This window comes from Psychrobacillus sp. (assembly GCF_056205495.1).
On record NZ_JBAEAP010000187.1, the window covers coordinates 1 to 12,465 of the forward strand.

Consider the following 12,465-nt stretch of genomic DNA (forward strand, 5'->3'; position numbering starts at 1 on the left):
AGTAATCAAAATCAGCAGGGATATTTTGACCAGATGTATCCTGACATTGCATACCGACAAATGCCCCAGTAAAAAATCCTCCGCCTCGAATATAGTCATCGGATAATTTATGCGAAGCAAAAGAAATAGGAATCGCTGTCCAATTATCACCATCCAGTGAATACGAATATTCATAAATAGATGTCTTAACCTCTACACGTAGATATACATACTCTGCATCTTCAGGGAGGACAATTTCTTTTCCTTGAAGTGGCTGATCAAATACGAAGTTATCACATGTACTTATCTCCAAAATCCGTCCTTTTTCCTCGTGCCACGAAATCTGTAGCGCTGTCCAATTTTCTGTGTTGTAATAGTTCACGAGACCCGCTGATTGCTGGAAGGTATTTGGGTGGAAGGCTACTTTAGTTTCTGCAATAAAGTTAAAATGCTGCCAACGTCTAGCTATAAAAGCCTGTGTAAATTTAGAAGTTAAAGATTCCTTGCCATAAAGACGCAAATGACCAGGGTTATCTTTCAATGAAACAATATGTTCTCCGAGTGGAATTCTCAAAGATTGAAAATGAGCATTCAATGATTCTTCGTTAAAATCATCCTTTTCCTCAAAGTCCTTTTCCCATACAACTTCTTCAATCGCTGGTCCTTCAATTTCTAGTGAGGGACCATTTCCATTTACGACATATGGCCAGTCATTTTTCCATTCTAATCGTTGAATAGCAGTCTCTCTTCCAAGTGGACAAAATCCTCGTGGATCCAGTAAAGGCTGGTTGTCTCTTGGGAGTGGACGACCGGTTAAGTGTACTAAAAACCATTCATCAGTATGGGTATGGACGATGGAAGCATGGCCAGCCTTTTGCAATGGGTTTCGCGGATACGGGAAAGATGTTATCAATGGATTATCTGGATGGACCTCATAAGGACCCTCTAGGTTTTTCGATCGCGCCATAGTAGCTGCATGATCATATTTTGTGCCACCCTCAGCAGTTAACAAGTAGTAATAATCATTAATCTTGTATAGGTGAGGAGCTTCTACGAGCTTAATATCTGTTCCTTTAAAGATAATAGTAGATTCACCGACTAATTTTTGCTGCTCCACATCATATTCCTGAAGCGCAATACCATAGAAATTATGATGATGGAGGCGGTGATCCCACTTCATATTCACTAAATACTTCTTGCCCGATTCATCATGATATAGGGAAGGGTCAAAGCCAGAACTGTTTAAAAAGATAGGGTCAGACCATTCACCGTCGATTGTGTCACAAGTGACAAGATAGTTATGGCAGTCTTTCCACTGTCCTTCTGTAACTTTTACATCTGTGAAAATGAGCCAAAAATGTCCATCACTGTAGGATAATGCAGGTGCCCAAACCCCACCAGAATTAGGGTTTCCCATCATATTCAATTGACTAAGACGATTAAGAGGTCGAGAAGCTAAACGCCAATTTTTTAAATCCTTGGAATGATAAATTCCAACGCCGGGGAACCATTCAAAAGTAGAAACAGCGATATAATAGTCTTCTCCAACTCTACAAATACTTGGATCTGGATTAAAGCCTGGTAATATAGGATTGCGAATAGTTGTCATTTGTCATCATCCTTTTTATTGAGTGATTTTTGTCCATTTCAAGCACATAAACTGTAAGCCGTTATTTATTTCGCTGAACGGTTATAAATTTCAGCGAACGGTGATAAATCTCCGTGACCGGTTATATATTCTCCTGAGCGGTCATATATCCCTGCGAACGGTTATAAATCTAAAAAATTGCTGCCCATTAAACCATTTATTATCAGAAGATATAAAATCGTAATTTTCGGATAATTAAATTTACTAATCATCATGACTATGTGTAAGGGAGGGAACTTAATCATTTTTTAGTCTTCAAAAAAGTAAATTGACTTCAGAAAAGTTTATTCTAGCAAAACATCCTGTTGGATACTGACACTTAAAAAGTTTTCAATGGAAAAAGCAGCAACCCCTAATGCTGTAGACCTCGTGGATAGCTCTGAAAAATCAATTTGCAAATCGTTTTGTTGAAACCATAGAGCCTGATTTGTAATTCTTTTATTTAAAGAGTCCTTTAACCATTTTTTGGAGTAAGCTAAACGGTTCCCAATGATGACTTGTTGCGGGTTAAAGATATTGATAATGTTATTGATGCCGATACCTAAATAGTCACCAGTCTGATGAAACAATTGAATGACTTCCTCATTTCCACTTTGCGCAAGTGAGACTAAGCCTTCTAAATCCTGTGAATCAAAGGGTATATCTAATTTCTCCGCATGTCTCATTAGCGCTTGCTCAGATGCATAAAGCTCCCAACAGCCTTCGTTTCCACAACGACATAACAGATCTCCTGCTTGAATAGTCATATGACCAAGCTCACCAGAGAATCCATTAGAGCCTTTGTAAAGAGAACCATTCAATATTAATCCCACGCCTATACCTATTCCTGCACTTACGTAGATGACATTCTCAAAGTCCTTGCCAGCTCCAAAATGCTTCTCGCCATAAGCACCTGCATTTGCTTCGTTTTCTATAATGATAGGTAGATTATATTTTTCTTCTAATACCTCCTTTAGGTTAATATTTCTCCAATTTAAATTTGGTGCTAATAGAATATTTCCATCCTTCTCTACAATCCCTGGTACACCTACCCCAATTCCTACTACTCCATGCGGACAATCGGGAGTAGAGATAAGAAGGAAGTCTATCGTTTCAAATAATCTCAACTCTATTTCTTCATAAGATAGATTCTTAAAAGCTATACGCTTCTCGGTGTGAATATTTCCGTTAAGATCGGTTAGCACTCCGAGTAGATAGTTAACTCCAATGTCTATACCGATAGAGTAGCCGGCTTTTTCATTGAAGAGCAGCATAACTGGTCTTCTACCACCACTAGATTCCCCCGGTCCAGATTCATAGATAAGGTGTTCTTCCAGCAAGTCATTAACTAAAGAGGAAACAGTTCCTTTGTTTAATCCGACTTGACTAGCAACAGTCGCTCTCGAGATAGGGGAATTATATTTTATCTTATCTAGAACTAGTGATTTGTTTCCTTTTTTGACCACATGGTGATTCCATGTTTGGTTAGCATTCAGCTTCATTCACTTCAGCTCTTTCTTTATCATTTTTCATCATTCTAACATAAAACTGAAAAATAAAAAAACTTTGTTTATCCACTAGACTAACATAGTGTTATTTGCTACAATGAAAACGCATACAATATTCAGAATATTGTTGTAAAAACTTTGGGGTGGGGGAAATAAGAATGAAAATCAACAAAATGATTAAAATTCTATTATTTGCTTCTTTATTTTATTTATTAGCAGGGTGTTCAGACTCAGACGAAAAATCTTCAAGTGAAAATGGGGACAAAGAAATTAAGTTTATGCATTTATGGCCAGAAGGAAGTTCCAAGCAACATTATGATGTTGTAAATGAAATTATTGCAGATTATGAAAAAGAAAATGATGGTGTCAAAGTGGATCTAGAAGTGTTAAGTAATGAACAATACAAAGATAAGTTAAGAGTATTATCCACCTCTAAAGAGCTTCCAGATGTAGGGATGACTTGGGCTGCAGGCTTCTTAGAGCCTTATGTCGGTGGGAACATGTTCGCTCCATTAGACGATGTTATTAAAGACCAGCTAAGTGATAGCTTTGTTCCGGGAACTGCAGAGGCATATGCCCTAGACGGGAAAACATATGGCTTACCGCTAGAGCTGAATATTGTCACACTATACTATAACAGTGCAATGTTTAAGGAATATAACTTAGAAGCACCAAAGACTTTTGAAGAATTAGAGAATGTGATAAAAGTATTTAAAGAAAATGGAATAGATCCAATTGCTTTAGGAAATAAGGATGCTTGGACAGGATCACTTTGGTATATGTATTTAGCTGATCGTCTTGGAGGAGCAGAGGTTCTTAACAAGGCAATCGATCGTTCTGGCTCTTTTGAAGATCCTGCATTAGTGGAGGCAGCTCAAAAGGTTCAAGATCTTGTTGATATGGGTGCCTTCGTCAAAGGATTTAATGGATTGGCGGATGAAGAAGCAAAAAGTATGTTCATGAGTGAGCAAGCTCCGATGTATTTAATCGCTACTTGGGATTTACCGAACTATACAACAAATGAAACGGTACCTCAGGAATTTAGAGATTCAGTTCAATATTTGAAATTCCCAACTGTTAATGGAAACGGGGATATGGATAGCTTTGTTGGAGGACCTGGAGTCGGGTTATTCGTAGCTGAGGACTCAGATGTAAAGGAAGAGGCAAAGGACTTTGCAGCTTACTTTGTAAAAGCATGGGGAGAAAAAGCTGTTACAAAAGCAGGTGTAATCCCTGCTACCAAAGTTGACGCAGGAACGTTGGATCTGCCAGAGATGTATATTGATATATTAAATGAGTTAAACGAGGCAAGTAATATCACACTATTTGCAGATGTTCAGATGAGCCCTGATGTTGCACAAGTACATTTAGATTCGATTCAGGCTCTATTTGGTAAGGAAATGACTCCAGAAGATTTTGGAAAGGCGCATGAGGATGCTCTTTCTAAATAATAGATAATTAGCTAGAGGATTTGTCGATGGGCGTAAGGGTTATTCCTTTAACTGGAGTAACCCTTGTCTATCTGATAGGGAAGGAGTTACTTGTATGAACAAGGTAATGTCTAACAAATTGTTGATAGCATTGTATATTTCACCTGCACTTTTACTCGTCCTGGTGTTAATATTCATTCCGCTAATGCTGTCTGGATATTATGGCTTAATGCAATGGGATGGTATAGGAGAAAAAACGTTCATTGGCTTAGAGAATTATATTAAAGGTCTTCAGGATATGAAATTTTGGAGTAGTGCCTATCATTCCTTTTTGTTGGCAATATTCTCTACCTTGAGCTTAGCCATTTACTTAACCATCTCCTTTATATTGGCGTCCAAGATAAAAGGATCTGATTTGCTCAGAAAAATATATTTAATACCAATGTTGTTATCCTCTGTAGCTATAGCCCAGCTTTGGATTAAAGTATATAATCCTTCGAATGGTATTTTAAATGTTTTCCTTAAGCAAATAGGAGTGGAAAATCCTCCCGCTTGGCTTGCAGAGCCATCGTTAGTTTTGTTTGCTATCTTCATCCCGATATTATGGCAATATGCTGGGTTTTATATTTTGATTTATTATGCTGCGTTGAAGAACATTCCGGAGTCCTTAATAGAGGCTGCAAGAATGGATGGGGCCTCTGCCTTTCAAATTGCTACAAAGATTAAGCTTCCGTTGATCAAAGAAGTGGTGAGTGTAACGATTGTATTAGCAATCATTGGGTCGTTAAAGTATTTTGACTTAATCTATGTCATGACTTCTGGTGGACCAAATGGAGCGAGTGAAGTAATGGCTTCATACATGTATAAGCTCGCGTTTTCAAGCTATAACTTCGGATACGGAAGTGCGATTGGTTTCTTATTACTTATCATTACATTAATCGTTACCTTTATTGTTAGAAAGCTAACAGCGACAAAAGAGAGAATAGAATATTAAAAGGAGGTTGTATATGAGACGTGTTGGCTACTTTTTTCTATATTTCAGTCTAATGGTTGTAGCATTGTTTCAAATCGTCCCGCTAATATGGTTATTCATATTCTCATTAAAAGATAATCGAGAAATATTTGCGGGTTCACCGTTTGCTTTACCTTCAGAGTTTAGATGGGAAAACTATTTAAAGGTGTGGGATGGCGGTATAGGAGTTTACTTTTTTAATAGTATTTGGATTACTACACTTGCCATTATACTTACCGTTCTTTTCGCAAGTATGGCCACTTTTGCAATCACTCGAATGAGATGGAAGCTAAGTGGAGCAGTACTCAGTCTGTTCATCATTGGTTTAATGATTCCGATTCATTCGGCGTTAATTCCACTCTATAGCATGTTTTTAAGCGTGAATTTAATAGATAACCCACTCGGAGTTGTTATTACATATACAGCCTATAACTTACCAATAACGATGATGATTTTACTTGGATTCTATTATACTTTGCCAAAAGAAATAGAGGAGGCAGCCATAATAGATGGTTGCTCCGTTAATCGAATGTTTTTCCAAGTGATTCTCCCGATGACAACGCCAGTAATGGCTACAACGGTAGTGATTAATATGATTTATAACTGGAATGAATTTGTTTTCGTGAATACATTTATAAGCTCAGACAAATACAAAACATTAACGGTCGGTATACAAAACTTTATCGGTCAATATATGACAGATTGGGGAGCGATAGGGGCTACCCTCATCATAAGCGTGTTGCCAATCATTATTGCCTTTATCTTCTTTAGTAATAAAGTGGTCGAAGGGATCTCTGCAAGTGCAGTAAAAGGGTAAAGTAATAGCTTTAAATAGTGAAGCTATTACTGTGAAGATTTTAATGCTTGCTTCTTTTCCTGCACTTTTTGAAATGCATGGAAACTAAATCGCATGGATATAAGAGCATAGACGCTTCCACCAAAAATAAACCCGATAGCGGGAAGAAGGCTAACTAAGTAAAAGAAAGGTATTAAGCAAAGAAAGATTAATAGAGTCGTCAACGGATTGATGAGCATGATAAAAAAGGCATTTTTAATAACCTGTCCAAGGCTTGTGTCGAAATGTACAAAGGATGGAAACAGATAAAAGAGAAACATAACAAACAACAGCATAAAAGAAAATAACGGTAGGTAAGTCCAGCTTAGCAGACTGCTTTCGGTAGATTGTATGTAAAAAATGTCTAAAACAATAAAGACTATAATTAGGGTAACAAAAATTCCTAACTTGTTGCTTTTTAAAAACTCAGCTCGATAATGCTTCCAAAAGGTACGGAATAAGGGAATATCCGTATTGCCTTTCAGCCACTCCCTTATTACGGCGAACAAAGAAATTGTAGATGGGAACAGCCCCAAAAAGACACCACCTAGGAGTGTAAAAAACATCCAGAGCAAGTTTAAATAAGCAAATTTAGTTATCCATTCAGCTAAGTTATAAATAAAGCTACTGGTTGCATTCATATGGGGCCACCTTTCTCTTTTTTATATTTTTGTAAAATTCGATATTTATTAATAGCATACACTCTCTTTTTAAGGAATGTCACTATTTTTAAAAACTTTGTTCAGATAATTAACAAACTAAACGAGTAAGTAAAAATTAGGAGGTATAAATAATGGTCTATTTCCAAAACGTCCAAAAAGTTAAATTTGAAGGTGCTGCTTCCCAAAATCCTTATGCATTTAAATTTTATAATCCCCAGGAGAAAATTGGCGACAAAACGATGGAGGAGATTTTAAGATATGCAGTGTCATACTGGCATACGTTTACGATGGATGGGTCGGACCCTTTTGGTGCAGGTAGTATGAACCGTCCTTGGGACAAACTAAGTGGATTGGACTTAGCAAAGGCACGGGTAGAAGCATCCTTTGAATTCTATGAAAAGATGGATGTGCCCTTTTTCTGCTTCCATGATGTTGATATTGCTCCAGAGGGAAGTAACTTAAGAGAAAGTAATCAAAATTTAGACGTGATTGTCAGCATGATCAAGGACTATATGAAAACTAGTAAAGCAAAGCTACTTTGGAATACGGCCAATAACTTCACACATCCTCGCTTCGTTCATGGAGCAGCTACATCGAGTAACGCAGATGTGTTTGCTTACTCCGCTGCTAAAGTGAAAAAAGGATTAGAAATTGGTAAGGAGCTTGGGGCTCAAAATTACGTGTTCTGGGGAGGGCGCGAAGGTTATGACACGCTATTGAATACAAATATGAAACTTGAACTAGATAATCTGGCGCGTTTTTATCATATGGCAGTAGATTATGCGAAAGAGATCGGGTTTGATGCACAGTTTTTAATAGAACCAAAACCAAAAGAGCCATCTACTCACCAATATGATTATGATGTTGCAACTGCCCATGCGTTTTTACAAAGCTATGGCTTGGAAAAATCATTTAAATTTAATATTGAAGCGAACCATGCAACACTTGCAGGCCATACCTTTGAGCATGAACTTCATTATGCACGTATTAACAATATGCTTGGTTCCGTTGATGCAAATCAAGGTAATCCTCTACTGGGGTGGGATACAGACGAATTCCCGACAGACCTATGGACTACAACTCTTGCGATGTATGAGATTTTACAAAATGGTGGTCTCGGCAAAGGTGGTTTAAACTTTGATGCAAAAGTTAGAAGAGCATCATTTGAACCAGAGGACTTGTTCCATGCACATATCGCTGGGATGGATGCATTTGCAGTAGGTTTACGAGTAGCACAAAATCTAATAGATGATAGAGTGCTAGAAAATGTGGTTGATGATCGCTACCGTACTTATAAAGAAGGTATTGGATTAGAGATTGTAGAAGGCAAAACTGATTTTCATAAGTTAGAAGCATATGCGTTGGAGCTAAAAGATATTAAACAAACTTCCGGTCGTTTAGAGCAGATTAAGGCTACAATTAATCAATATCTATTACAAGCGTTTAACAACTAATAAGTATTGCAAATGGTAGGAGAGCTGAAGCTATGAAATATGTTATTGGAATAGATTTAGGAACAAGTGCGGTTAAAATACTACTCGTCGATCAGAATGGGTTAGTTGTTCAAAGTGTATCTAAATCGTATCCGTTAATACAAGAGAAAACGGGTTATAGCGAACAAAACCCTCAGCACTGGGTGAATAAGACACTGCTCGGATTAGAAGAGCTTTTGAAGAGCTTCTCCGGTGATGTCGAGGACATAGAAGGAATCAGCTTTTCCGGTCAGATGCACGGGCTCGTTCTGTTAGATGAGGTTAACGAAGTATTGCGTCCTGCAATTCTATGGAATGATACTCGTACTACAGCTCAATGTGAACAAATCTATGATTTGGTTGGCGAGGAAAAGTTGCTTGAAATAACTAAAAACCCTGCATTAGAGGGCTTTACTCTGCCTAAAATATTATGGGTTAAAGAGCATGAGCCAGAAATATTTGAGAAAGCAAAGACATTTGTTCTTCCAAAGGATTATTTACGATACAGGCTTACGGGTCAACTGCACATGGATTACTCGGATGCTGCAGGAACACTTCTATTAGATGTTGGTAGAAAGGAATGGAGCACGACTATATGTGCATTAATGGATCTCGAAATTAGTCTTTGCCCACCTTTGGTAGAGTCACATCAAGAAGTTGGTTCAATTTCTTTGGAGGCTGCACAAGCTACCGGTCTTTCAACTAATACCCGCGTATTCGCTGGAGGTGCAGATAATGCCTGTGGAGCAATTGGTTCAGGAATCTTACAAGACGGTAAAACTCTTTGTAGCATAGGCACATCAGGGGTTGTATTATCCTACGAAGAAACATCGAATAAGGATTTTGCCGGCAAAGTTCATTATTTCAATCACGGTGCACCAGATGCTTTTTATACAATGGGTGTGACGTTATCAGCTGGTTATAGCTTAACTTGGTTTAAAGAGGTTTTTGCAAAAGAAGAATCGTTTCAAGAGTTATTAGCCGAGGTAGGCTCTGTTCCAATAGGCTCAAATGGGTTGCTATTTACCCCATATCTAGTTGGGGAGAGAACACCTTATGCAGATGCGACCGTTCGCGCTAGTTTTATCGGGATGGATAGCTCTCATCAACGGAAGGATTTTACTCGAGCTGTACTAGAGGGAATAACATTCTCCTTGCACGAGTCTATTGAAATATTTCGTAGAAATGGGAAGTTGATAGATACTATCGTGTCAATTGGTGGTGGTGCTCAAAATGATGATTGGCTTCAAATGCAGGCAGACATTTTTGACGCCAAAATTGTTCGCTTAACTAGTGAACAGGGCCCAGGAATGGGGGCAGCGATGTTAGCTGCTTATGGTTGTGGATGGTTTGATTCGTTAAATGATTGTGCGGAAAAATTTCTGAAGGAGGATAAGCTGTTTACTCCTATTAAAGAAAATGTGGAGAAGTATGTGAAGCTATTCCCTATTTATCAACAAGTTTACCTCCAAACAAAGGATCTAAATAAAAAACTACTGGAATTTCGTAAGTAATCATAAAGAGGAGTCTCTACTACATAGTGGAGGCTCTTCATTCAATAAAATAACATGGGAGGATGGTAATGTGATCATACAGAAGACGCTATTTGGATATATAGACAACCAGCCAGTTACATTATTTACAGTAAGAAATATAAATGGTTTTGAGGTATCCTGTATGAATTATGGGTGTGTAATTACTAAGATATTAGCAGCTGATAGTAGAGGTCGATACGAAAATATAGTATTAGGGTATGAAACATTACAAGAATATGGTCAAAATACCAAATATTTAGGAGCTGTTGTAGGCCGAGTTGCTGGACGTATTAAACAAGGAACTTTTCTCTTAGGAGAGAATATATACAATATAACAACGAATGAAAAAAACAATCATTTACATGGGGGATTTAAAGGATTCAGTCATGTATTGTGGGACGCTACTGTGTTGGAAGGTGCAGAGGAAACAACGATTGAGTTTTCTTACATGAGCAAGGACGGAGAAGAGGGGTACCCAGGCAATTTGGACATGAAGGTAGCTTATACTATTTCTAATAGTAGAGACGAATTATCCATTAGCTATAGTGGTATTACTGACCAAGATACTTTAGTAAATGTAACAAACCATTCCTATTTTAACCTCAGTGGTAATCTGAAAAGAGATATATTAAGTCATGAATTAACAATAGATAGTCATACATACTTGGAGCTGAATGAGGAGTTACTACCAACTGGCAAATTATTACCTGTAGATGATTCTGTATTTGATTTTCGGGAAAGTCGTCAAATTGCAGATGGAGCAAACTCTCGTCACCCTCAAACTATACTAGTGGGTAAAGGCTATGATCATCCATTTTTATTGGATGAAAATAAAGTTCGCGTAATAGTATTAAATGAAGAAGAAAGTGGTCGCAAGCTAACAGTAGAAACAACAGAATCTGCGGTCGTTCTCTACACTGGAAATAACTTAGACAGCTTGGAAAGCATGCGGGGAGAGCAGCTAAAAAATCATTTAGGTGTATGCTTGGAAACACAACGTCCACCTGACTCCATCCATCATCCTCATTTGCCGTCAGCAATCCTGCAAGTTGGGCAGGAGTATAAATCTAAGACCGTTTATTCCTTTGGGGTTATTTAGCAAACTAAAAGCTTTGGCCCAATACCCCATAACCTCAAAAAATAATACATCTTCAAATGGAATTGTTCCATTTGAAGATGTATTTAAAACTTAGATATCTATAATGTCATCGTATCCGACCATTTTATCCATATGACTGGCAATCATAGCTATAATAGTACTTGCCTCATCCTTAGTAAATGTAAAAGTGCTTTCATCCACTAGTTCTTGTTCGGTGTCAGTCCAGCTGCGGTTTCTTCTACGAAGAACACCATCACCATTTGCACTGTCTATTCCGAATTGATATGTTACTTCCATTTTATCATCTATTAAAAATGCAGTGATTTCAGGAGTTTCCCATTCTACATCAATTTCCTCTAACATAATTTCGTCGTCATCGTCATCATCGATAACGTAATCGTCAAGTCCATCTTCATCATCCATATAGACCCATTCAATATCACTATCGTCTTCAAGAAACTCGTGGAAGCTTTCATGAACTGCTTCTATTATATCCGTAATATCATCTAACATTATTCTGGTTGGCTGGTTCAATTGGACGTCAAAGCTTTCAACATAAAATTCTTCATTATAAGGGTCAAAAAGTATAGTGCAAAAATAGTCTCGTTCTTCCTCATCCGTACTAGCAACAAAAAATTCAATTCTAGGATGCTTAGAGGCACGATTAATATTCATATGGCCGACTTGGTCATATTGCTCGCAGATCGAATTCAAATGATCCTGTAGTTCCTCTGTTACTCTGTCAAACCATTCTGTAGTCATAGTCATTACCGCCTCTCATCATTTTCTTCTACTATCTTATCCCAATCTGGTCTTTTTATTCCTAAGATGAATAGAGAATAAAAATGCGCAAAAAAAGACCTATTGATCTTTGCATCAATAGGTCTTTTTCATATGAAGCGGGTGAAGAGAATCGAACTCTCATCATCAGCTTGGAAGGCTGAGGTTTTACCACTAAACTACACCCGCATATTAATATAAATGGTGGCTCAGGACGGAATCGAACCGCCGACACAAGGATTTTCAGTCCTTTGCTCTACCGACTGAGCTACTGAGCCTAAATCTCATTAAGTAAATCAAGCTTAGTGTCTCATAGTCAGTTAAGTATAACACAAATTATGTTTGTTATATCACTTAGTTGCATAGGAACTGCTTGCTTACAAAAAAATGGCGGTCCCGACCGGGATCGAACCGGCGATCTCCTGCGTGACAGGCAGGCATGTTAACCGCTACACCACGGGACCATTTGGTTGCGGGGACAGGATTTGAACCTGTGACCTTCGGGTTATGAGCCCGACGAGCTACC

10 protein-coding genes and 3 tRNA genes are annotated in these 12,465 nt (G+C 38.0%); 6 read left to right on the plus strand and 7 right to left on the minus strand.

Annotated features, from left to right (window positions below):
* The coding region (locus AC06OU_RS05565; RefSeq protein ID WP_475854509.1) for a glycoside hydrolase family 43 protein at positions 1-1,588 on the minus strand (1,588 nt) is incomplete at its 3' end.
* Positions 1,589-1,911: 323 nt separating this feature from the next.
* The gene (locus AC06OU_RS05570; RefSeq protein ID WP_340886964.1) at positions 1,912-3,102 is read right to left on the minus strand and encodes an ROK family protein; all 1,191 of its coding nucleotides are present in this window, start codon (positions 3,100-3,102) and stop codon (positions 1,912-1,914) included.
* 170 nt (positions 3,103-3,272) lie between these two features.
* Here AC06OU_RS05570 and AC06OU_RS05575 point away from each other — a divergent pair, with 170 nt between their 5' ends.
* The 3 genes from AC06OU_RS05575 to AC06OU_RS05585 all read left to right on the plus strand — a co-directional run bounded on the left by AC06OU_RS05575 (position 3,273) and on the right by AC06OU_RS05585 (position 6,373).
* Complete coding sequence (locus AC06OU_RS05575) at positions 3,273-4,565, plus strand: extracellular solute-binding protein (protein WP_475854511.1); 1,293 nt, start codon at positions 3,273-3,275, stop codon at positions 4,563-4,565.
* A gap of 94 nt (positions 4,566-4,659) precedes the next feature.
* Positions 4,660-5,538, plus strand: a complete 879-nt coding sequence (locus AC06OU_RS05580; protein ID WP_342567399.1) for a carbohydrate ABC transporter permease — start codon at positions 4,660-4,662, stop codon at positions 5,536-5,538.
* A gap of 13 nt (positions 5,539-5,551) precedes the next feature.
* Positions 5,552-6,373, plus strand: a complete 822-nt coding sequence (locus tag AC06OU_RS05585) for a carbohydrate ABC transporter permease (protein ID WP_475854513.1) — start codon at positions 5,552-5,554, stop codon at positions 6,371-6,373.
* Between the two features lie 26 nt (positions 6,374-6,399).
* Here AC06OU_RS05585 and AC06OU_RS05590 read toward each other — a convergent pair whose 3' ends face one another.
* Positions 6,400-7,032: a YesL family protein gene (locus tag AC06OU_RS05590; protein ID WP_475854514.1), complete on the minus strand. Its 633-nt coding sequence runs from the start codon at positions 7,030-7,032 to the stop codon at positions 6,400-6,402.
* Positions 7,033-7,184: 152 nt separating this feature from the next.
* Here AC06OU_RS05590 and xylA point away from each other — a divergent pair, with 152 nt between their 5' ends.
* From xylA to AC06OU_RS05605, 3 genes are all read left to right on the plus strand, one after another.
* A complete protein-coding gene (gene xylA, locus AC06OU_RS05595; protein ID WP_475854516.1) occupies positions 7,185-8,507 on the plus strand; it encodes a xylose isomerase in 1,323 nt (440 codons plus the stop codon).
* A gap of 32 nt (positions 8,508-8,539) precedes the next feature.
* Entirely contained in the window at positions 8,540-10,039 is a 1,500-nt protein-coding gene (gene xylB, locus AC06OU_RS05600; RefSeq protein WP_475854518.1) for a xylulokinase, read from the plus strand.
* Positions 10,040-10,109: 70 nt separating this feature from the next.
* Positions 10,110-11,159, plus strand: a complete 1,050-nt coding sequence (locus AC06OU_RS05605; RefSeq protein ID WP_475854520.1) for an aldose epimerase family protein — start codon at positions 10,110-10,112, stop codon at positions 11,157-11,159.
* 90 nt (positions 11,160-11,249) lie between these two features.
* Here the strand turns inward: AC06OU_RS05605 and AC06OU_RS05610 are convergent, their stop codons facing one another.
* From AC06OU_RS05610 to AC06OU_RS05625, 4 genes are all read right to left on the minus strand, one after another.
* Positions 11,250-11,921 carry a hypothetical protein gene (locus tag AC06OU_RS05610; RefSeq protein WP_475854521.1) on the minus strand — a complete coding sequence of 224 codons (672 nt, stop codon included), beginning with the start codon at positions 11,919-11,921 and terminating at the stop codon, positions 11,250-11,252.
* Positions 11,922-12,057: 136 nt separating this feature from the next.
* Positions 12,058-12,128: transfer RNA gene (locus AC06OU_RS05615), tRNA-Gly, on the minus strand.
* A 13-nt stretch (positions 12,129-12,141) separates the two neighbouring features.
* A tRNA-Phe gene (locus AC06OU_RS05620) sits at positions 12,142-12,217 on the minus strand.
* A gap of 110 nt (positions 12,218-12,327) precedes the next feature.
* Positions 12,328-12,403: transfer RNA gene (locus AC06OU_RS05625), tRNA-Asp, on the minus strand.
* Positions 12,404-12,465 lie beyond the last annotated feature (62 nt).